Source organism: Streptomyces sp. JLYT201 (assembly GCF_059448825.1).
The window spans coordinates 9,123,475-9,141,891 of sequence record NZ_CM182551.1 but is presented as its reverse complement, the minus strand read 5'-3'; the positions used below and the strand labels follow the sequence as shown (position 1 = coordinate 9,141,891).

Annotated in this window: 22 protein-coding genes; 10 read left to right on the top strand and 12 right to left on the bottom strand. The window is 73.0% G+C overall.

The window, feature by feature from the left end; genetic code table 11:
- The first annotated feature begins 192 nt into the window (after positions 1 to 192).
- Positions 193 to 1,149 carry a helix-turn-helix domain-containing protein gene (locus AC5WAM_RS38470; protein ID WP_495520457.1) on the top strand — a complete coding sequence of 319 codons (957 nt, stop codon included), beginning with the start codon at positions 193 to 195 and terminating at the stop codon, positions 1,147 to 1,149.
- A gap of 59 nt (positions 1,150 to 1,208) precedes the next feature.
- Here AC5WAM_RS38470 and AC5WAM_RS38465 read toward each other — a convergent pair whose 3' ends face one another.
- Positions 1,209 to 1,829 carry a hypothetical protein gene (locus tag AC5WAM_RS38465; protein WP_366792517.1) on the bottom strand — a complete coding sequence of 207 codons (621 nt, stop codon included), beginning with the start codon at positions 1,827 to 1,829 and terminating at the stop codon, positions 1,209 to 1,211.
- Positions 1,830 to 1,994: 165 nt separating this feature from the next.
- Positions 1,995 to 2,384: a VOC family protein gene (locus AC5WAM_RS38460; RefSeq protein ID WP_138957921.1), complete on the bottom strand. Its 390-nt coding sequence runs from the start codon at positions 2,382 to 2,384 to the stop codon at positions 1,995 to 1,997.
- Positions 2,385 to 2,606: 222 nt separating this feature from the next.
- On the opposite strand from AC5WAM_RS38460, the gene AC5WAM_RS38455 reads away from it, so the two are divergent.
- On the top strand, positions 2,607 to 3,503 hold the full coding sequence (locus tag AC5WAM_RS38455; protein WP_495520456.1) for a LysR family transcriptional regulator: 897 nt from the start codon (positions 2,607 to 2,609) through the stop codon (positions 3,501 to 3,503).
- A 16-nt stretch (positions 3,504 to 3,519) separates the two neighbouring features.
- Here the strand turns inward: AC5WAM_RS38455 and AC5WAM_RS38450 are convergent, their stop codons facing one another.
- Positions 3,520 to 4,125 carry a TetR/AcrR family transcriptional regulator gene (locus AC5WAM_RS38450; RefSeq protein ID WP_366792515.1) on the bottom strand — a complete coding sequence of 202 codons (606 nt, stop codon included), beginning with the start codon at positions 4,123 to 4,125 and terminating at the stop codon, positions 3,520 to 3,522.
- 127 nt (positions 4,126 to 4,252) lie between these two features.
- On the opposite strand from AC5WAM_RS38450, the gene AC5WAM_RS38445 reads away from it, so the two are divergent.
- The gene (locus AC5WAM_RS38445) at positions 4,253 to 5,704 is read left to right on the top strand and encodes an amidase (protein WP_495520455.1); all 1,452 of its coding nucleotides are present in this window, start codon (positions 4,253 to 4,255) and stop codon (positions 5,702 to 5,704) included.
- Between the two features lie 43 nt (positions 5,705 to 5,747).
- Here AC5WAM_RS38445 and AC5WAM_RS38440 read toward each other — a convergent pair whose 3' ends face one another.
- Both AC5WAM_RS38440 and AC5WAM_RS38435 read right to left on the bottom strand, forming a co-directional pair.
- Positions 5,748 to 6,617, bottom strand: a complete 870-nt coding sequence (locus tag AC5WAM_RS38440; protein WP_366792513.1) for a 4Fe-4S domain-containing protein — start codon at positions 6,615 to 6,617, stop codon at positions 5,748 to 5,750.
- Positions 6,618 to 6,794: 177 nt separating this feature from the next.
- Positions 6,795 to 7,856, bottom strand: coding sequence for an alkene reductase (locus tag AC5WAM_RS38435; RefSeq protein ID WP_495520454.1), 1,062 nt, complete (start codon positions 7,854 to 7,856; stop codon positions 6,795 to 6,797).
- 117 nt (positions 7,857 to 7,973) lie between these two features.
- On the opposite strand from AC5WAM_RS38435, the gene AC5WAM_RS38430 reads away from it, so the two are divergent.
- Positions 7,974 to 8,345: a MerR family transcriptional regulator gene (locus AC5WAM_RS38430; protein ID WP_366792511.1), complete on the top strand. Its 372-nt coding sequence runs from the start codon at positions 7,974 to 7,976 to the stop codon at positions 8,343 to 8,345.
- Positions 8,346 to 8,419: 74 nt separating this feature from the next.
- Here the strand turns inward: AC5WAM_RS38430 and AC5WAM_RS38425 are convergent, their stop codons facing one another.
- Complete coding sequence (locus AC5WAM_RS38425) at positions 8,420 to 9,289, bottom strand: cupin domain-containing protein (protein WP_495520453.1); 870 nt, start codon at positions 9,287 to 9,289, stop codon at positions 8,420 to 8,422.
- A gap of 70 nt (positions 9,290 to 9,359) precedes the next feature.
- Between AC5WAM_RS38425 and AC5WAM_RS38420 the strand changes: the two genes are divergently transcribed.
- Positions 9,360 to 9,959 (top strand): TetR/AcrR family transcriptional regulator, encoded by a 600-nt coding sequence (locus AC5WAM_RS38420; protein ID WP_366792509.1) that lies wholly within the window; start codon positions 9,360 to 9,362, stop codon positions 9,957 to 9,959.
- Positions 9,960 to 10,073: 114 nt separating this feature from the next.
- A complete protein-coding gene (locus tag AC5WAM_RS38415; protein ID WP_495520452.1) occupies positions 10,074 to 10,238 on the top strand; it encodes a hypothetical protein in 165 nt (54 codons plus the stop codon).
- A gap of 70 nt (positions 10,239 to 10,308) precedes the next feature.
- Here AC5WAM_RS38415 and AC5WAM_RS38410 read toward each other — a convergent pair whose 3' ends face one another.
- Positions 10,309 to 10,680, bottom strand: a complete 372-nt coding sequence (locus AC5WAM_RS38410) for a winged helix-turn-helix transcriptional regulator (RefSeq protein WP_495520451.1) — start codon at positions 10,678 to 10,680, stop codon at positions 10,309 to 10,311.
- A gap of 92 nt (positions 10,681 to 10,772) precedes the next feature.
- Here AC5WAM_RS38410 and AC5WAM_RS38405 point away from each other — a divergent pair, with 92 nt between their 5' ends.
- Positions 10,773 to 11,612, top strand: a complete 840-nt coding sequence (locus AC5WAM_RS38405; protein ID WP_495520450.1) for an SDR family oxidoreductase — start codon at positions 10,773 to 10,775, stop codon at positions 11,610 to 11,612.
- Positions 11,613 to 11,670: 58 nt separating this feature from the next.
- On the opposite strand, the gene AC5WAM_RS38400 is transcribed toward AC5WAM_RS38405, so the two are convergent.
- Positions 11,671 to 12,048, bottom strand: coding sequence for a nuclear transport factor 2 family protein (locus AC5WAM_RS38400; protein WP_495520449.1), 378 nt, complete (start codon positions 12,046 to 12,048; stop codon positions 11,671 to 11,673).
- A 506-nt stretch (positions 12,049 to 12,554) separates the two neighbouring features.
- Here AC5WAM_RS38400 and AC5WAM_RS38395 point away from each other — a divergent pair.
- Positions 12,555 to 13,295 (top strand): HAD family hydrolase, encoded by a 741-nt coding sequence (locus AC5WAM_RS38395; RefSeq protein WP_495523743.1) that lies wholly within the window; start codon positions 12,555 to 12,557, stop codon positions 13,293 to 13,295.
- Complete coding sequence (locus tag AC5WAM_RS38390; RefSeq protein ID WP_495520448.1) at positions 13,292 to 15,637, top strand: glycoside hydrolase family 65 protein; 2,346 nt, start codon at positions 13,292 to 13,294, stop codon at positions 15,635 to 15,637. The genes AC5WAM_RS38395 and AC5WAM_RS38390 overlap by 4 nt, the downstream gene beginning before the upstream one ends.
- A gap of 12 nt (positions 15,638 to 15,649) precedes the next feature.
- On the opposite strand, the gene AC5WAM_RS38385 is transcribed toward AC5WAM_RS38390, so the two are convergent.
- Positions 15,650 to 16,453 (bottom strand): aminotransferase class IV family protein, encoded by an 804-nt coding sequence (locus tag AC5WAM_RS38385; protein WP_495520447.1) that lies wholly within the window; start codon positions 16,451 to 16,453, stop codon positions 15,650 to 15,652.
- 106 nt (positions 16,454 to 16,559) lie between these two features.
- Here AC5WAM_RS38385 and AC5WAM_RS38380 point away from each other — a divergent pair, with 106 nt between their 5' ends.
- The gene (locus AC5WAM_RS38380) at positions 16,560 to 16,904 is read left to right on the top strand and encodes a MerR family transcriptional regulator (protein WP_495520446.1); all 345 of its coding nucleotides are present in this window, start codon (positions 16,560 to 16,562) and stop codon (positions 16,902 to 16,904) included.
- A 38-nt stretch (positions 16,905 to 16,942) separates the two neighbouring features.
- Here AC5WAM_RS38380 and AC5WAM_RS38375 read toward each other — a convergent pair whose 3' ends face one another.
- The 3 genes from AC5WAM_RS38375 to AC5WAM_RS38365 are packed head-to-tail and all read right to left on the bottom strand — an operon-like array spanning position 16,943 to position 18,375.
- Entirely contained in the window at positions 16,943 to 17,812 is an 870-nt protein-coding gene (locus tag AC5WAM_RS38375) for a class I SAM-dependent methyltransferase (protein ID WP_495520445.1), read from the bottom strand.
- Between the two features lie 27 nt (positions 17,813 to 17,839).
- A complete protein-coding gene (locus AC5WAM_RS38370; RefSeq protein ID WP_495520444.1) occupies positions 17,840 to 18,184 on the bottom strand; it encodes a VOC family protein in 345 nt (114 codons plus the stop codon).
- A gap of 14 nt (positions 18,185 to 18,198) precedes the next feature.
- On the bottom strand, positions 18,199 to 18,375 hold the full coding sequence (locus AC5WAM_RS38365) for a CopG family transcriptional regulator (protein ID WP_366792500.1): 177 nt from the start codon (positions 18,373 to 18,375) through the stop codon (positions 18,199 to 18,201).
- Positions 18,376 to 18,417: the final 42 nt, after the last annotated feature.

The following is an 18,417-nucleotide window of genomic DNA, read 5'->3' as shown; positions in this document are numbered from 1 at the left end:
ATGCCGGGCCGGGGACCGCCCCAGGCACTCCCGCGCGGCACGTAACGTCCTTCGAGCAGCCCGGTTCTCCACGGCGTGCCCTTCACGCCCGAGCACGGCCGACGGGCGGCAGGCGACAGGCGACGGGGGCGGCAACCGACTGGGAGCATGGTGACCTGACCCCGCCCGCTCCCCTCACCCGGAGGTGACGCCGTGAGTTCGGAGACGTTCGAGAGCGACGACCTGGCGGTGACGGAGGACTTCCTCTGCCGCGCCTACGCCAGGATGCGCATCGGCAGCGGAACGCCCGAGGCGAGCCGCGCGCGCATCCACCGCGACAGCACCGCGTCGATCAGCGTGGACGAGCTGGACCTGGACTTCGACATGTCCTACTCCGTGACCCCGCTGGGCAGGATCTGTCTGTGCGTCGTCCACGAGGGCACCGTCCGCGACCACGCCTTCCACGGCGTCCGGGACGACTTCGGCCCCGGGGACGTCGTGCTGTTCGCGCCCCCGGACCTGCCGTACGCGGGCCGCATCTGCGGCGCGCGCTACAACATCACGATGCTCGACCCGGGCCTGCTCGACCAGGTCGCGGCGACCGCGGGAAGGCCGCTGGGCGAGCCCGTGCGGCTGACCGGACACAGACCCTCGTCGGCCGCCGCGGCCGACTACCTCAAGAAGACCATCGTGCATCTGCGCGACGACGTCCTGGCCGACCCGGCCGTCGCGGCGCAGCCCCTGGTCGTCGCGGCGGGCCAGCAACTCCTGGCCGCGAGCGTCCTGGCGGCCTTTCCCAACACCGCGAGCGCCGACCCCAGCGCCCAGGACCGCACGGACGCGCACTCCACCACTCTGCGGCGTGCCGTCGCCTACATCGACGACCACGCGGACCAGCCCCTCACGGTCGCCGACGTCGCTGCCGCCGCCCACGTGACGATCCGCACCCTCCAGTACGCCTTCCGCCGTCACCTGGACACCACCCCGCTCGCCTATCTCCGCCGGGTCCGCCTCGCGCACGCGCACCGCGACCTGCTGAACGCCTCGCCGCAGGGCGGCGCCACCGTCGGAGGCATCGCCGCCCGCTGGGGGTTCCCGCACCCGGGACGCTTCGCCGCGCTGTACCGCTCGGTGTACGGCACCAGTCCCTCCCGCACCCTGCACACCTGAGGGCGCCACGCACGGCGGCCCCCCTCGGCGGTCGCCGAGGGGGGCCGCGCGGGCCGGGGTCAGTAGAGCTTGTTCACGGCCTTCTTGGCGGTGGTCTTGAAGCCGCTGACCGGCGCGTGCGACAGGTCGCCGAGCTGGCCCCAGCGGACGAGCGTCACCGTGCGCCCGTCACGGCCCACCGCGAAGAGGTTGGCGTCCGAGGCCCCCGAGTTCCAGGCGGTGTGCAGGCCGTAGACGTGGACGCCCTCCTCGACGTCCAGCTTGCCGTAGTACTTCTGCTTCGCCTTGACGTCCGGGTGCTCCCGCTCCAGGCGCGCGGCGCAGTCGTCGAGCTTCTTGCGCAGGAGCCCGGCGAAGTCCTTGGCCCGCTGGGTGCTCCGCTCCACCACGGTCACCTGAACGGCGTTGGTGTCGAGGTCGGTCCAGAAGGTGCGGTGCACCGACGTCGACGGCAGCGCCTCGCCCGCGCACACGGGCAGGGCGTCGGGCTGCCCCGCGGTCACCCGCCCGGCGTGCCACGCCGACGAGGGGTGCGGCGGCAGTTCACCGGCGCTGAGGAAGCGCGGCTCCCCACCGCCGGACGGGGCCGCCGCGGCGGGTGCCGCCACGGCCGCGGCCGTGGCGGCCACGCACACGCCGACCGTCATCGCGGCCAGGGCACCTCGGGTACGCATGGTCATCTGTCTCCCCCAACTCCGGCTGTTTCCGTGCCGATCGGCACTTCCACCCCGTTCGACCCGCCAGGACCGCGAGACGTTGCACGGCTGATCGTCACAGCCTCGTCGCGTATGTCACCGGACGGAAACAGGAGTTCGGGCGCGCCGGAGGGCGGGTCCGCAGGGTGCTCAGGCGTCCTGCTCGTAGTAGCGCAGCTCCACGGTGTTGCCGTCGGGGTCCTTCACGTACAGGGAGAGGCCGGTGCCGCGGGCGCCGAAGCGCTTGCCGGGGCCGTCCACGACGGTGAAGACGCCGGAGTCGATGACCTCCTGCCAGTCGAGCGGCTCGACCGCCAGGCAGATGTGGTCGACGTTGGCCCCGCGCGACTCCCCTTCGGGCCCCTTGAAGAGGTCGATGATGGTCGTGGGGCTCACCCGCACGGAGGGGAAGGAGACCTTGCCGGCGCGCCACTCCTCCACGCGCACCGGTTCGAGCCCCAGCGGGCCCGTGTAGAAGGCCAGCGAACGCTCGATGTCGGTGACGTTCAGGACGATGTGGTCGAGGGCGATCACGCGCATGGTGGTCTCCGCTGGATCGGGGCGCCGGGGCGCCGGTGGTGGTTGTACGACGGGACCGGTGCGCCCGGTCCCCGCGGGATCTCGCCGGGAACCGGGCGGTGGCCGACCGGTGATCCGTCACCGACCGCCGTGCCCCGCCGCTGACTTCATGATCACCCGGTGGACATTCATTAGTCCAACACATACTTGTCATTGATATCCATCGTGATTCACGCTGGATCCATGGACCTCCAGCAGATGCGCTACGTCCTCGCGGTGGCGGAGACCGCCAGCTTCACGCGCGCCGCCGAGCGGTGCCACGTCGTCCAGTCCGCGCTCAGCCACCAGGTGGCCCGGCTGGAGAAGGAACTGGGCGCCCGGCTCTTCGAGCGGACCAGCCGCCGGGTGCGGCTCACCGCCGCCGGAGAGGCGTTCCTGCCCGCCGCGCGCCAGGCCCTCGAAGCGGCCGAGCGGGCCCGCGCGGAGGTGGCGGCGGCCAGCGGCGAGGTGCGGGGCAAGCTGACCGTCGGGGCGATCCCCACGGTGACGGCGGTGGACCTCCCGGCGACGCTGCGGGACTACCGCCGGCGCTATCCCCAGGTGCGCATCAGCCTGCGCGCCGGCTCCAGCGAGCAGCTCGTCGAGCGGGTGCGCGACGGCCAGTTGGACGCGGCGTTCCTCGGCGTGCGGCCCGAGTTCCGGCCGCGGGGCGTCCACGACCGGGAGCTCGCCCACGGGCGGCACGTCGCCGTGGTCGCCCCCGACCATCCGCTCGCCGCGCACCGCGAGGTGGATCTGCGCCGGCTCGCCGACGAGGCCTTCGTCGACTTCGCCGAGGGCAGCGCCGCCCGCGCCCAGTCGGACCGGGCCTTCGCGGCGGCGGGGCTGCGGCGCGAGGTGGCCTTCGAGGTGTCCGGCGTCGAGCTGATGGCCCCCATGGTCCGCCAGGGCCTCGGCGTCGCCCTGCTGCCCGGGGCGTTCGCGGCCGCACTCCACGGCCTGCGGAGCGTGCGGGTCACCGACGGCCCGGTGCGGGTGGAGCGCCTCATCTGGAGCCGCTCCACCCCGACGCCCGCCGCGTCCGCGTTCCTCGCCCTGCTGGACACCGGCGACGGGGCGGCCGTGCCGCCGCCCCGCTGAAGCGGTCCCGCCGGGGCTAGCCGCGCGGCACGCCCAGGCTGTCGACGATCGCTTCGACGATCCTCATCAGCCGGTCCCCCGCCTGGTCGACGCTTCCGTTCTGCGTGCTGACCTGTGCGCCTTCGAGGACGAAGGTGATCTCGGCCGCGGCCTGTTCGGGGTCGGAAAGACCGGCCCGCGCGCACATGCCGACGAGCCTGCGCAGCTGGTGCGCCTTGTGCTGCTCGATCACCTGCCGTGCGGGATGGGAGCGGTCGGGCAGCTCGGCGAGGGAGTTGACGAACGGGCAGCCCCGGTGCGAGATGGCGGGCAGGCCGTCGGCGATGAAGCGGGCCAGGCCCAGGATCTGCTCCACCGGCCGGTCCGGGTGCTCGGCCTCGACGCGGTCGAAGGCCGCCTGGTAGTCGGCGGCGAGGATCCGCAGCCACTCCGCGACCAGCGCGTCCTTGGTGTCGAAGTGCCGGTAGATCGCCATCTTGGTGGTCCCGGCCCGCTCGGCGATCGCCTGGACGCCCACCCGCTGGATCCCCTCGCTCTGGAAGAGCTCCTCCGCCGCGTCGAGGATGCGCTCGCGCGGCGGCAGTTTCGCCACTCTGCCCGGCCTGCTGGCGGTCGATGCCATGACTTCTCCGTGACGTCCGAACGGTTGAGGGGTTCCCCCCTCCTGCTACGGTACCTCCCAGTTCCAGGCGATACCGCTCGGTATCATTCGGGACTCAACGGTACCGTTCTTTCCGCTGGGAGTGACAGTGAGAGTCAGCGAGTACGTGCACTACGACGCCGTCGGGCTCGCGGAGCTGGTGGCCGCGGGCGAGGTGACCCCCGCCGAACTGGAGGCGGTCGCACGCGAGGCCGCGGCGGCGGTCGAGCCGCGGATCAACGCCATCGTGGAGACGTGGCCGACCGACGACCGGCCCCTCCCCGGCAGCGCGCCGCTGGCCGGGGTGCCCTTCCTGATCAAGGACATCGGCGTCGCCATGGCCGGGAGGCGGATGGAGCTGGGCAGCCGCCTCGCCGCGGGCCACGTGTCCGGGGCCGACTCGACGCTGATGCGGCGCTTCCGCCGTGCCGGACTCGTGACGTTCGGGCGCACTACGACGCCGGAGCTCGCCTACAGCATGGTGACGGAGCCGGTGTTGTACGGCGCGACCCGCAACCCGTGGGATCCCCAGCGCAGCGCGGGCGGGTCCAGCGGGGGCGCGGGCGCGGCCGTCGCCGCCGGGGTGGTGCCGATGGCGCACGCCACCGACGCCGCGGGGTCGCTGCGCGTACCGGCCGCGCACAACGGCCTGTTCGGGCTCAAGCCCACCCGCGGCCGGGTCTCCATGGGACCGGACATCGACGAGATGTTCAACGGCCTGGTGGTGCACGGCAGCGTCAGCCGCACGGTGCGCGACAGCGCGGCCCTGCTCGACCTGATCCGCGGCCCGGAGCCGGGCGACCCCTACTTCGCGCAGGAACCGCCCCGGCCGTACGCGCAGGAGGTCACCCGGCCCCCGGGCACCTTGCGGATCGGTGTCCGCACGCACGCGTGGGGCGGCCGCCGCACCACGGCGCCGGTGGCCGCCGCCCTCTCCCGCACCGTCCTGCTGCTGGAGTCGCTCGGGCACGAGGTGACGGAGGCCGAGGCCGGTCTCGGGGTCGGCCAGGAGGAGTTCCTCCTGGCCAACGCCCGGCTGATCACGGCGAATCTCGCGGCTCTGGTCGACGGGCTCGCCGCCGCCCTCGGCAGGCCCGTCGACTCCTCGACCCTCGAACCGGTGACCCTTGCCGGTTACCACTACGGGCAGCGGGTCAGCGGCCCCCAGTTCGCCACCGCCTTCGAGGTGCGCAACCGGGTCGCCCGCGGCCTGGCACGGTCCTTCGACGCGTACGACGTGCTGCTCACGCCGACCCTGCCGGAGCTTCCGATGCCGCTGGGGACCTTCGCCGAGGGCGCTCAGGAGCTCGACGGCCTCGGCTGGATCGGCCGCCTGAACGAGCACTCTCCGTTCACCATGCCGTTCAACGTGGCGGGCACGCCCGCCATGTCCGTACCGGTGACGGCCGATCCCGGGACGGGGCTGCCCATCGGCATGCAGTTCGCCGCCGGTTACGGGCGCGAGGGTCTCCTCTTCCGCCTGGCCGGACAGCTCGAACAGGCCAGTCCGTGGGCGGGCCGAACCCCGGCGGTGTGGGCGGGGAGCCCTACGGACTCCTGAGCAGTACCCGTAAGGGCTCCTGAGGAGGACCGTAGGGGCCCGCTCACCAGCGGACGGCCGTGAAGTCGACGGGCTGCGGGCGCAACTGGCGTACGCGTTCGGTCAGGAGGCCGAGGCGTCGGGACATCTCGTCGGCGGGGAGGCGGCGGCGGTCCCCGTGCCCCGGCAGTACCCACTCGAACCGCAGGCGCCCGGCGGTCCGCGCCAGGGAGGCGGCAAGCTCCTCGATGGAGTACCAGGTCACGCTCTCCGCGACCTCCAGGTCCCCGGTGCCGCGGGACCAGTAGAAGCTGTCGCCGCTGAAGCAGTACCGGTCGTCGGCGAGGTAGAGCACGCTGCCCCGGGTGTGCCCGGGCAGCGGGTGGACGGTGACGCCCGCGCCGATCTCCACGGGGTCGAGGCCGCGGATGACCTGGTCCGCGTCCGGGGCCGCGTCGAGGTCGCCCTCGTGGATCCACAGCCGGGCCCCGAAGTGGTCGGCGTAGCGGCGGCCGTGCGCGGCGTGGTCGCGGTGGGTGAGCAGCACGTCGGTGACGGGGCCCCAGGCCGTGCAGCGTTCGGCGAGGTCGCGGCTCCAGCGGGGCGTGTCGATCAGCATGGTGGTGCCCGACGGCCGCCGGAGCAGATAGGAGTTGGCCCCGGCGGTCCGGGTCGCGTTGTGACCGCAGATCAGGACGCCGTCGTCGAGCGCCATCGGGAAGGGGTCGAGCGCCCGGTCCGGCTGCCCGGACGCCGGGCGGATCGACCGGGTGGGGCAGGCGAAGACGGCGGCGTGCAAGCGCCGGTTCTCCGCCGCGTCGCGCGGCGGCCGCAGGATCCGCGACTTCCCGTCGACCTCGCCGATCAGATCGGGCGCGAACTGCCGCGCGACGTCGCAGTTGGTGCAGCGGTCGTCCACGTACCATCCGTCCATGACGGGCTCCTTCGCGGGAAGAGGGCCCGGGCGGAGGGCTCCGCCCGGGGACCCTTCCAGGAATATCCCGCCCGTGAACGGAACCGGTAGGCCGTGCCGACCTTGTGTTTCGGGCCGCAGGGCCTTCTGACCGCCCGCCAAACGCGGAGGAATCATGACGCAGCGGTCAGGCGGCCGTCAGTCGAGGTAGCCGGAGTCCCCTCCCTGGAACCACAGTTCCCGGTCGAGGGTGCGCAGCGGCGCGCCGGTGCGGAAGCGCTCGACGAGGTCGGGGTTGCCCAGGTAGGCACGCCCGTAGCTGACCAGGTCCGCACCCCGGGCCAGCCAGTCCTCACCCTGCGCCCGGGTGCTCTCGTCCGGGCCGATCTGGCCGCCGGGGTTGATGATGAAGGCGGTCGGCCAGCTCTTGCGCAGACCGAGGAGGACGTCGTCGGGCGCGGTCGCGAGGACGTGGACGTAGGCGAGCCCCAGCGGGGCGAGGGCGTCGAACAGCGCGGCGTACAGGCCCGGCACGTCGTCCTCGACGATGTCCCAGACCTGGCCTCCGGGGGACAGGCGGATGCCGACGCGCTCGGCACCGATGGCGTCGGCGGTCGCCTCGACGGCCTCGACGGCGAAGCGGATGCGGCCCGCGACGGACCCGCCGTACGCGTCGGTGCGGCGGTTGGCGTTGGACGACAGGAACTGCTGGATCAAGTAGCCGTTCGCGCCGTGCAGTTCGACGCCGTCGAAGCCCGCGGCCACGGCGCGCCGGGCCGCGTCCGCGTACGCCGCCGCCTCTCCCCCGACCTCCTTCAGCGTCAGGGCGCGCGGCACGGGCGCGGGCTTGCGGCCGTCCTGTCCGCCGAATCCGACGAACACCTCGCCGCGCATCGCCACCGCCGAAGGCCCCACGGGGTGCTGCCCGGCGACGTCCGGGTGTCCCACGCGTCCGCCGTGCATGATCTGGGCGAAGATGCGCCCGCCGTTGGTGTGCACGGCGGAGGTGACGGGCCGCCAGGCGGCCACCTGGGCCTCGTCGTACAGGCCGGGCGTGTTCGGGTTCGACTGGCCGAGCAGGCTGGGCTGGACGCCTTCGCTGACGAGGAGCCCCGCGGTGGCGCGCCGGGCGTAGTAGGCGGCGGTCGACGCGGTCGGCAGCCCGGCCGCGCCCGACCTCGCCCGGGTCATGGGAGCCATCACGATGCGGTTCGGCAGGGCGAGTTCACCGAGGCGGAATCCTTCGAAAAGGCTGGTCATGGTGGTGCCTCTCAGGCCGCGGGAGCGCGGGCCGGGGGCTTCCGGCCCGTTCGTCGGCTACGCTAAAACCTGACATTGACGTCAGGGGCAAGGTGAGAGAGGCCACAGGGGGGCCACATGCGCATCGGCGAGCTCGCGACCCGCACCGGCGTGAGCGTGCGCTCACTGCGGTACTACGAGGAACAGGGCCTGCTCAGCGCCCGGCGCAGCCCGAGCGGCCAACGGCACTACGGCGCCCGCGCCGTGGACCGCGTCCAGCTGATCCAGCAGTTGTACGGCGCGGGGCTGCCGAGCAAGTCGATCCGCGAGGTCCTGCCGTGCGCAGCCACGGGCGAGGCGACACCGGAGCTGATCGCCTGGCTCGCGGGTGAGCGCGACCGGATCGACCAGCAGATCGACGGCCTCAAGGACACCCGGGACCGCCTCGACGACATCATCTCGACGGCGACCACCGCGCTGCGCACCGGGCAGCCCTGCACCGTGTCGTGACGTGCCGTCAGGGCACGGACCGGGCGGGGAGGGGCGCCGCGCCCCGCCCGTGAGGGCCGACCGTCGGCAGGGGGTCATTCCTCGTAGGTGATCCCGTGCGGGGCCGCGACGCGGTTGAGCGCGGCCGCGTCGAGCCTGCCGCCGACGCCGACCTCCGCACTGGCCTCGACCGTCGCCTCGACGAAGCGCTCCCAACCGCCGGGCGCCGAGATCTGGAGCACCCTGGGCGGCGGCGTCGAGCCCGGCCGCAAGGCGTGCGGGACGCCGTGCGGCAGCAGGACGAACTGCCCCTCGGCGGCGGTGTGCACGCGGCCGTCGAATTCGACGGCCAGCTCGCCTTCGAGGACGTAGATGGCCTCGTCGGCCTCGTGGTGGACGTGCCGGGGTATGTCCTGGGCGACGACGACCTCCAGGAGCGAGAAGCGGCCCTCGGTGTCCTCCGTACGGGCCTTCACGCAGAACGCGGGCGGCATCGCGACGCGCCCGGGGCGCGCCTGTCCCCGCTCCAGGACGAGGAACCGATCCGGGTCGCCGGACCCCTCGGCCGCACCGCCGCGGCGCGTCGGGGCCTCCCCCGGCACCGGCGCGCGCAGGAACTCCTCCCGCGCTCCCGGCGCTACGAGATACAGAGCACGCACCGGTGTGGCGGACGGGTCGTGCACGCGGTGACTCACCCCGCGCGGCAGCAGGGCGCACATGCCGGGGGTGAGCCGGTGCGCGACCCCGTCCCGGTCGACGACCAGCTCCCCTTCGAGGACGTGGACGAACACATCGCACCGCTCACGGTCGTACGACGGTACGGGGTGTCCGCTCCTGCCCTCCAGCAGGGTGAACCGGCCTTCGGTGTCGGCCGCTTCGGCCTTGACCAGGAGTGACGGCGGCGGTGGGGTGCGGCTGGGGCGGGACGCGTCGGCATCGAGCAGAATGAAGCGATCCTTGGACATGCGATACCCTTCCAAACGGAATCGGATTCCGCTTCCGATTCGGTTCGACTATGTAGAGGACCCCGCCCTCATGTCAACCCCGCCCCGGCGCCCGCGCGCCGACGCCGGACGCAACCGAACCCGCGTACTGGAAGCTGCCGTTGCGCTCTTCGCCGAGCGCGGCACGGAGGTGCAGATGGCCGAGGTGGCCAAGGCCGCCGGTGTCGGCGTCGGCACCGTCTACCGGCACTTCCCCACCCGGCTGGCCCTCGTCGAGGCGGTCGCCGAGCAACGCTTCGTGGAGATCCTCGCGTTCGCGCGGACCGCCTGCCCGTCGGCTCCGACGGCGCGTGCGGCCCTGGAGAGCCTCATGCTCCACATCGGCCGGGTCCACGAGCAGGGCCGTACGCTCTCGCTCGTGATCGAGTCGGCCCTGGGCGCCACGTCGCCGCGCGGCCAGGTCGGCGCCGAACTCAAGGACGTCGCCACCGAGATCCTCGACCGGGGCCGGGACGACGGCACCCTCCGCGCCGACGCCACGTTCGGCGACCTCTACATGATCGTGGGCGGGCTCGCAGCGGTGGCCCGTGCGGACCTGGGCGACTGGCGGCGGTTCGTCGACATCACGTTGACCGGCCTCGCGCCGCAGGAGGCGCCGCCGAGGCAGAGCACCGCTCGGCCGACGCCGTGAAGCCCCCGAACCCCCTTCTGGAGCAGGGATGTTGAGCGGCCGTTGAGCGGTCCTCCATCGGCAGCTGGACTACTGGGAGGGCCAGTTCCCCCTTCGCGGCCTTGGAGGTCATCCATGCTCAGGCAGGCAGTTCGATCAGCGGTCGGCTTGGCGGCGGCCCTGGTGCTCGGCGCCATGGGCGCGTCGGCCTACGCGGACTCGGCCCCTCGCGGCGCGGTGGAGGCCGCGAGCACGGTGACGCCGCTGGGCTGCGCCGGCAGCCCGTCGGGCTGCACGTGAGACGACCGGCCGGGACCCCCGGCAGGACCTCGTCAGGCCGGCCGCGGCCTCGCGGACGACCGCTGCCGCGCTACTCCGTGGTGCGCGGCGGCAGCTGCTGGGTGATCCGGTCGAACAGGTCCGTCAGCGGCTCGCTGATGTTCTTGCCGAACTCGGTCAGGCCGTAGGTGACTTGGGGCGGGGTCGTCGGCTCGACCTCCCGCCAGACCAGGCCGTCCTGGACCAGCACGCGCAGGGTCTGGGCGAGCATCTTCTCACTGATGCCCCGGATGCTGTCGCGCAGCTCGTAGAAGCGAAGGCTGCCGCTCCGCAAGGAGATCAGCACCCAGATGCCCCACCTGCTGGTCACGTGGTCGACCACGTCACGCGCGGGGCAGTCGGTGTGAAACACCTCATACCGAGGCGCCGCCTCGGCCTGTGTCACCTGCGCGCCTTCATTCATATCCGGAGCTTACCTCCGGGTATGTTCTTACGAAAGGTAAGCCCGGCTCCTAACGTCACGTGCCTTACCGCACAACGAACGAGGAGCTCGACATGATCGTGGTGACCGGCGCTACCGGCAATGTGGGACGACCCCTGACGCAGGCCCTGGCCGAGGCGGGCGAGCAGGTGACAGCGGTGTCACGGCGCGCGGCGGACGTACCCGACGGGGTCCGGCACGTCCAGGCCGACCTGTCCGAGGCCCAGGCCCTCGCCCCCGTCCTTGACGGGGCGAAGGCACTGTTCCTGCTGCTGTCCGGCGATCTGCACGCCCTCGACGCCAGGCCGGCCGACCTCATCGACCAGGCAGCGGCCGGCGGGGTCCGCAAGGTCGTCCTGCTCTCCTCGCAGGGCGTGGCGACCCGTCCGCATGGCCCCTCGCGGGTCGCGATGCGCGCGCTGGAGGACACCTTGCGCGGCTCCGGCCTGGACTGGGCCGTCGTGCGACCGGGCGGCTTCGCCTCCAACGCCCTGGCCTGGGCGGAGTCCGTCCGTACGCAAAGGACGGTCGCCGCGCCCTTCGGCGACACCGGAGTTCCGGTCGTCGACCCCGCCGACATCGCCGCGGTCGCGGCGGCCTGCCTGCTGGAGGACCGCCACACCGGTGGCATCTACGAGCTGACCGGCCCTGAGGTGATCACACCGCGCCAGCAGGCGGAGGCCATCGCCACCGCACTCGGCTCGCCCGTACGGTTCCACGAACTGACCCGCGCCGAGGCCAAGGCCGCAATGACCCGGGCCGTACCGGCGGAACTCGCCGACGACACCCTGGACATCATCGGCGCGCCCAACGCCGCCGAACTGCGCATCAGCCCGGACGTGGAACGCGTCCTCGGCCGCACGCCGAACTCCTTCGGCGACTGGGTCGACCGCAACATCGCCGCGTTCCGCTGAGATCGCCGCGGTCCGCTGGGGCGGACTCACGACGAGGCAGGTTCACGACGAGGGCGGCTCACGACGAGGGCGGCTTGATCTCCCCCGCGAAGACGATGATCTGGTCGATGAGGCTGCGCCGCAGATGGACGACGTCCGTTCCCGCGAGACGGGGGCCTCCGTCCGGTGTGGTGAACACCCACTGGTAGCGGGCCCACTCGTCCGGCATGTCCACCCCCGAGCAGCGCACCATGGTGCCGGTGCCCGCGGGGTGGCGGCGGATGTCGAGCACGAACCGCTCGACCGCCTCGATGCCCTCGCTGCGGCCCAGCGGCCCCCAGAACACCACGTCGGAGGTCAGTGCCTGGGCGAGCAGCGAGGTCACGTAGCCGTCGTTCGAGGCGTTGAAGGCGGAGATGAACGTGTCGATCGCGGACCGCGCGGTCTCTTCCTGCATGCACCAGTCATACCAGGCGCATCGCGGACCGCGCCCGCCGGTCCCGGGAGCCGCCCCGCTTCGCTCGCGGGCCCGGCCGCGGTGCACACGGCCTCGCGCCGGGCGCGCTCCAACAGCGCGACGCGGGAACCCCGTTCGAGCCGGACCGACCGACCTGCGAAGCGCGGGAGCCCCGGCTGGACGGGGGAGACCAGCCGGGGCCGTGGGTGGTGACTGCGGAGGGCGGTCGCCTCTCGGCGGAGGGCTCCACAGGGCTTCAGCCGAACGATCGTCCCTGTGGGCCATGGGTGAGGCCCGGGGACACTGTCCCCTCCGCGGTCACGTAGTGAAGAACGGCGAACGGCCGCCCGTTGTTCCAGCTCTTCCGGCGCTCGGCGGGTGAAGTGGAGCACACCCCGCCGGTCGGCGGGACCCGAGACACCCGGTCGGCCCACAGCACGTGCGTGCTCCCTATTCGGAAGCCTCCGACCGGGAACACGCTCTTCATGACGAAACAAGGTCCTCATCTGACCCGGCTCGGCCTTCCGGACACCGTCCGGGCCTGCCTCTTCGATCTCGACGGTGTGATCACCAAGACGGCCGTCGTCCACGCCGCCGCCTGGAAGGAGGCCTTCGACGCCTTCCTGCGCGCGCGGGAGGGCGACGGCTTCCGGCCGTTCGACCCGGTCGCCGAGTACGACGAGTACGTGGACGGCAGGCCGCGCGCCGACGGGGTGCGCTGCTTCCTCGCCTCCCGGGGCATCGACCTGCCCGAGGGCAGTCCCGACGACCCACCGGACCGGCCCACGGTCCACGGCGTGGGCAACCACAAGAACGCCCTGCTCCTGGAGAAGATCCGCACCGGCGGCGTCGAGGCCTACGACGGCACCCTGCGCTACGTCGAGGCCGCGCGCGCCGCGGGGCTGCGCACGGCGGTGGTCTCCTCCAGCGCCAACTGCCGCGACGTCCTGCGCTCGGTCGGGGCGGAGTCGCTGTTCGAGGTGCGCATCGACGGCGTGGTCGCCGCCGAGCGGAAGCTTCCGGGCAAGCCGCGGCCCGACACCTTCCTCGCGGCGGCGGGCGACCTCGGCGTCGAGCCCGCGCAGGCCGCGGTGTTCGAGGACGCGCTCGCCGGCATGGACGCGGGCCGCTCCGGCCACTTCGGCTACGTCGTCGGAGTGGACCGCGTCGGCCAGGCGGACGCCCTGCGGGCCCACGGCGCCGACCGGGTCGTGAGCGACCTCGCGGAACTCGGGGGCGCGGCATGATCACTCACGCTTCCTACGGCGTCGAGCCCTGGTGCCTGCGCGAGAACGTCCTGAACCTCGACGTCCTGCCGCAGAGCGAGTCGGTGTTCGCCCTGTCCAACGGCCACGTGGGCTGGCGCGGCAACCTGGACGAGGGCGAGCCGCACGGCCTGCCCGGCTCCTACCTCAACGGCGTCCACGAGACCCACCCGCTCCCCTACGCGGAGGCGGGCTACGGCTATCCGGAGTCCGGGCAGACGGTCATCAACGTGACCAACGGCAAGGTCATCCGTCTCCTGGTGGACGACGAGCCCTTCGACCTGCGCTACGGCCGCCTGGTCGCCCACGAGCGGGTCCTCGACCTGCGCGCGGGGGTACTGCGGCGCACCTGCGAGTGGACCTCCCCGGCCGGTCGCACCGTGCGGGTGCGCTCCACCCGTCTGGTGTCGTTCGCGCAGCGTTCGGTGGCCGCCGTCGCCTACGAGGTCCAGGCCGTGGACAGCCAGGTCCGCGTGGTGGTCCAGTCGGAGCTGGTGGCCAACGAACAGCTGCCGCGGCCCGCGAAGGACCCCCGCGCGTCGGCCGTCCTGGAGTCGCCGCTCGCACCGGAGGAGCACTTCGCGCGGGACGGGCGCCTGCGCCTGGTGCACCGCACCCGGCGCAGCGGGCTGCGGGTCGCCGCGGCCGCCGACCACACCGTCGACGGGCCCGACAGGACCCGGACCGGCAGCGAGTCCGGCGACGACGTCGCCCGGCTCACCGTCACCTCCGTCCTCGAACCGGGCCAGCGGCTGCGCCTGGAGAAGGTCGTGGCCTACGGCTGGTCGAGCACGCGGTCCCTGCCCGCCGTGAGCGACCAGGTCGACGCGGCGCTCGCGGCGGCCACCGACACCGGCTGGACGGGCCTCGCGGACGAGCAGCGGGCCTATCTGGACGCCTTCTGGGCGCACGCGGACGTCGAGGTCGACGGCGCGGAGGAGATCCAGCAGGCCGTCCGCTTCGCGCTCTTCCACGTCCTCCAGGCGGGGGCGCGGGCCGAGCAGCGCGCGATCCCGGCGAAGGGCCTGACCGGTTCCGGCTACGACGGCCACGCCTTCTGGGACACCGAGACGTTCGTCCTGCCGCTGTTGACGTACACCGCGCCGGACGCGGTCGCCGAGGCGCTGCGCTGGCGGCACTCCACGCTGCCCGCCGCGCGCGAGCGGGCCGCGCAGCTGGGGCTGCGGGGAGCGGCCTACCCCTGGCGCACGATCGAGGGGTCGGAGGGGTCCGCGTACTGGCCGGCCGGGACCGCGGCCTTCCACGTCAACGCCGACATCGCGGACGCCGTGGTGCGTTATGTGCACGCCACCGGCGACGGGCAGTTCGTCCGTGACACCGCGGTCGAACTCCTGGTGGAGACGGCCCGGCTGTGGCGGTCGCTGGGCCACCACGACGCGCACGGGGCGTTCCACATCGACGGCGTGACGGGCCCGGACGAGTACAGCGCGATCGCCGACGACAACACGTACACGAACCTGATGGCGCGCACCAATCTCCTCGCGGCGGCCGACTTCGCCGAGGCCCATCCCGAACCGGCCGCCGCGCTCGGCGTCGACGACGAGGAGAGCGCGGCCTGGCGGGACGCGGCGGAGGCCGTGCACATCCCGTACAACGCCGACCTCGGGGTGCACGAGCAGCACGCGGGGTTCACCCGCTACCAGCGCTGGGACTTCGCGGCCACCCGGCCCGACCAGTACCCGCTGATGCTGCACTTCCCCTACTTCGACCTCTACCGCAAGCAGGTCGTCAAACAGGCCGACCTCGTGCTCGCCATGTACACCTGCTCCGCCTTCTTCGACGAGGAGCACCTGGACCGCAACTTCGCCTACTACGAGCCGCTCACCGTCCGGGACTCCTCCTTGTCCGCGTGCAGCCAGGCGGTCATCGCGGCCCGCACCGGCCATCTGTCCCTCGCCTACGACTATCTGGTGGAGGCGGCGCTGATGGACCTGGAGGACCTGGAGAACAACACGCGCGACGGGCTGCACATCGCCTCCCTGGCCGGGACGTGGACGGCGCTCGTCGCGGGCTTCGGCGGGATGCGGCGCCACGGTGACACGCTGGAGTTCACCCCCCGGCTGCCCGAGCGGCTGAGCCGGGTCGCGTTCAAGCTCAGGCTGCTCGGCCGGTGCCTGCGCGTGGAGGTGCGCGCGACGGCGGTCACCTACACCGTCCTCAGCGGCCCGGAGCTGACGATCCACCACTACGGCGAGCCGCTCACCCTCAGCCCCGAGGAGCCGCGCAGCCGGGAGCTCCCGGACCTCAAGCCCCGGCCCGCCCCCGACCAGCCGCCCCACCGCCGCCCGCACGCCCACCCCTGAGCGGGGCGTCCGTCAGGGCGCCACGAGCGGCTCCGCCTCGTAGGCCTTGTGCAGCAGGTCCAGGAAGGCCGGGGCCTCGGGCAGCGGTGCGGAGCCGATGCGGTGGACGGGGACACCCGGTGTCCAGGAGTTCATGACGACGGCCCCGGCCAGCGCCGGCAGGTCGGCGAAGGTGATCTCCCGCTCGCGCTGCGGGACGCCGAGGCGCTCCAGCCTGCGGCGGACGATGCTCATCGTGGTGCCGGTGAGGACGTCGGCGACGGGCCAGAGCACGGTGGAGCCGTCCCAGAAGGCCAGGTTCCAGATCGTGGCCTCGCTGAGGCGGCCCCGGCGGTCGAGGAAGGCCGCGTCGTCGAAGCCCTCCGCGACGGCCTGGCGCAGGAGGTGCGTCTTGGCCACCTCGCCCACGTGCTTCACGCCGGGCAGGTCCCGCTCGTGCGCGACGGCGGCGAGGGACAGCGGGCCCTCGGGGCCGGTGGCGGGCGGGCCGGTGCGGACGAGCACGGCGGGCTCGGCGTCGGGCCCGGCGGCGGTGAACTCACCCACGCGTGAGTACACCGTCGCCGTCAGGGAGTGGTCCCCCGGCCCTTCCGCGATCGCCGCCCGCAGCAGGGCGCGCATCCGCTCGTCGGGCAGCGCCCGGCCGAACAGGACCTGCGAGGCGTGCCGCAACCGTCGGAGATGGAGGTCGAGTCCCCGCATCCGGCCGTCGCGCACCTGCGCGGCGGTGAAGTGGGCGAAGCCCGCGAAGGCGAGCGGTGCCAGCTCGTCGGCGGTGGCCGGGCGGCCGTCGATGTGAGTGACGAAAGAGGTCATGGCTGCGCTCCCGTGGTGTCGGTACCGGGCGTGGAATGCCGGATCACGGGGGGACGTTAAGGCTTCACATCGGTGACAAGGTCAAGAGCGGACGAGGCGGGAGCGGATGCTGATCGGGGAGTTGTCCGGGCGTACCGGCGTCAGTGCACGGCTGTTGCGGTACTACGAGGCCCAGGGCCTGCTCCAGGTGGAGCGCGGCCCGAACGGCTACCGCGAGTACGGCGAGGACGCGGTGCTCACCGTCCGCAAGGTGCGGGCCCTGCTGAACGCGGGCCTGACCACCGAGGTGATCCGTGAGGTGCTGCCCTGCACCCGGGGTGAGCAGCCCGGGTTCGACTGGTGCGCGGACCTGCGGGAGCTCCTCGACCGGGAGCTGGCGGCCATGGACGAGCGCATCGACGACCTCCGGCGCAGCCGGGGCGCGCTCGCGGGCTATCTGACGCAGCCCTGACCCGGCGGGCGGGCGCCGCGGGGCGCCCGCCCGGGGGGTCAGACGGTGGCCAGCAGGAGGTCTTCCCCGGTCGACGGGCGCAGGCCGTCGGCGCGGTCGGCGAAGTAGCGGGCGGCGAGCGTGTCGGCCGAGACGTGCTGGGCGTCGTCGAAGCCCGCCTCACGGGCGAGTTCGAGCATGTCCTGCGGGGCGTAGAAGCTGATGAACGGCGTGCCGGACGCGCGGGCGCCCTCCGTGCTCGCCCGCAGGCCGGGGCGGTCTGCGGGGTCGACGAGCTCGGCCGGCAGCATGAAGGTCATGGCGAGCGTGGTGCCGGGGGCGAACCCGGCGACCTCGCGCAGCGTCGCCGTGGTGGTCTCCTTGGTGAGGTACATGCTGACGCCGGTGGAGACCACGACCGCCGGTCGGCCGGGGTCGAAGCCCGCGGCGGCCAGCCGCTCGGGCCAGGGCTCGCCGGACTCGAAGTCGACCGGCACCAGGTGCAGCCACTCGGGGACGTCGTGGCCGAGGTCGGCCAGGCGGCGGCGCTTCCAGGCCTGGGTGCGCGGCTCGTCGACCTCGAAGACGCGCAGGCGCGCGGCCAGTTCGGGCCGCCGCTGGGCGAAGGTGTCCAGGCCCGCGCCCAGGATGACGTACTGGGCGACGCCGTGGGCGGCCCGCTCGGCGATGAGGTCCTCGATGAAGCGGGCGCGGGCGACGATGGCCGCGCGGAACCCGCTGGTGGTCCGCGGGTCCATGTCCGGCCGCTCGCGCCAGCCGTCGGCAGGGGCCGCGAGACGCAGGCCGACCTCGTCCTCCAGCACGTGCGGCGGTGCGTCGACCTCCAGGTGCAGGGCCCGCCACAGGGCGGTGCGCACCGCCGTGTTGTCCGGGGCCCCGGTCTGCTCGGCGGTCTGCTCGACTGACATGGTGCACCCTCTCGTCGTGGTCAACGGTCAGCTCTTGCCGGGGGCCTGGAGGCTCCACAGCCGCCCGTCGGGGTCGCGGACGGTCATCTCCCTGGTCCCGTAGTGGGTGTCCTCGAAGGGCGTGACCACCTCGACGGCGGAGTCGGCGGGGAACGCGTCCGCGTCCGGCACCTTCAGCACGAGCCGCGTCCGCGGCTCCTGGCTCTGGGGGACCTCGGTGATGAACACGTACGGCCCGTCGCCGTTGCGCAGCTGGCCGGAGTCGTGGTCGGTCGAGAACTCCAGTTCGTAGCCCAGTTCTTGGAAGAACTTCGCCGCCCTGCCCCAGTTGTGCGTCTCCAGGAAGACGGCTTCGATGCCTTCGGTCGCCATGTCAGGCCTTCCTCTCAGTCCGCCCCGCCCGATCGCTGCTCCCGCGCGTGGGCGTCGTCGAGGTAGGCGCGCAGCGCCTCGGCGGTCAACGCCGACAGCGACATGCCCGATTCGATGGCGCGGAACTTGACCTGCTTGATCAGCTCGAGCGGCAGATACACGTTGAACTGCTTGACGTCCTCATCACCCACGTCGGCGATGCTAGCATCCTAGCAAGCTAGCTCGCCAGGGCG

Coding starts and splice junctions, on each gene's coding strand:
- AC5WAM_RS38465 (WP_366792517.1), bottom strand. CDS start 1,829: ATGACCATGCGTACCCGAGGTGCCCTGGCCGCGATGACGGTCGGCGTG.
- AC5WAM_RS38460 (WP_138957921.1), bottom strand. CDS start 2,384: ATGCGCGTGATCGCCCTCGACCACATCGTCCTGAACGTCACCGACATC.
- AC5WAM_RS38455 (WP_495520456.1), top strand. CDS start 2,607: ATGGACCTCCAGCAGATGCGCTACGTCCTCGCGGTGGCGGAGACCGCC.
- AC5WAM_RS38450 (WP_366792515.1), bottom strand. CDS start 4,125: ATGGCATCGACCGCCAGCAGGCCGGGCAGAGTGGCGAAACTGCCGCCG.
- AC5WAM_RS38440 (WP_366792513.1), bottom strand. CDS start 6,617: ATGGACGGATGGTACGTGGACGACCGCTGCACCAACTGCGACGTCGCG.
- AC5WAM_RS38435 (WP_495520454.1), bottom strand. CDS start 7,856: ATGACCAGCCTTTTCGAAGGATTCCGCCTCGGTGAACTCGCCCTGCCG.
- AC5WAM_RS38430 (WP_366792511.1), top strand. CDS start 7,974: ATGCGCATCGGCGAGCTCGCGACCCGCACCGGCGTGAGCGTGCGCTCA.
- AC5WAM_RS38425 (WP_495520453.1), bottom strand. CDS start 9,289: ATGTCCAAGGATCGCTTCATTCTGCTCGATGCCGACGCGTCCCGCCCC.
- AC5WAM_RS38420 (WP_366792509.1), top strand. CDS start 9,360: ATGTCAACCCCGCCCCGGCGCCCGCGCGCCGACGCCGGACGCAACCGA.
- AC5WAM_RS38415 (WP_495520452.1), top strand. CDS start 10,074: ATGCTCAGGCAGGCAGTTCGATCAGCGGTCGGCTTGGCGGCGGCCCTG.
- AC5WAM_RS38410 (WP_495520451.1), bottom strand. CDS start 10,680: ATGAATGAAGGCGCGCAGGTGACACAGGCCGAGGCGGCGCCTCGGTAT.
- AC5WAM_RS38405 (WP_495520450.1), top strand. CDS start 10,773: ATGATCGTGGTGACCGGCGCTACCGGCAATGTGGGACGACCCCTGACG.
- AC5WAM_RS38400 (WP_495520449.1), bottom strand. CDS start 12,048: ATGCAGGAAGAGACCGCGCGGTCCGCGATCGACACGTTCATCTCCGCC.
- AC5WAM_RS38390 (WP_495520448.1), top strand. CDS start 13,292: ATGATCACTCACGCTTCCTACGGCGTCGAGCCCTGGTGCCTGCGCGAG.
- AC5WAM_RS38385 (WP_495520447.1), bottom strand. CDS start 16,453: ATGACCTCTTTCGTCACTCACATCGACGGCCGCCCGGCCACCGCCGAC.
- AC5WAM_RS38380 (WP_495520446.1), top strand. CDS start 16,560: ATGCTGATCGGGGAGTTGTCCGGGCGTACCGGCGTCAGTGCACGGCTG.
- AC5WAM_RS38375 (WP_495520445.1), bottom strand. CDS start 17,812: ATGTCAGTCGAGCAGACCGCCGAGCAGACCGGGGCCCCGGACAACACG.
- AC5WAM_RS38370 (WP_495520444.1), bottom strand. CDS start 18,184: ATGGCGACCGAAGGCATCGAAGCCGTCTTCCTGGAGACGCACAACTGG.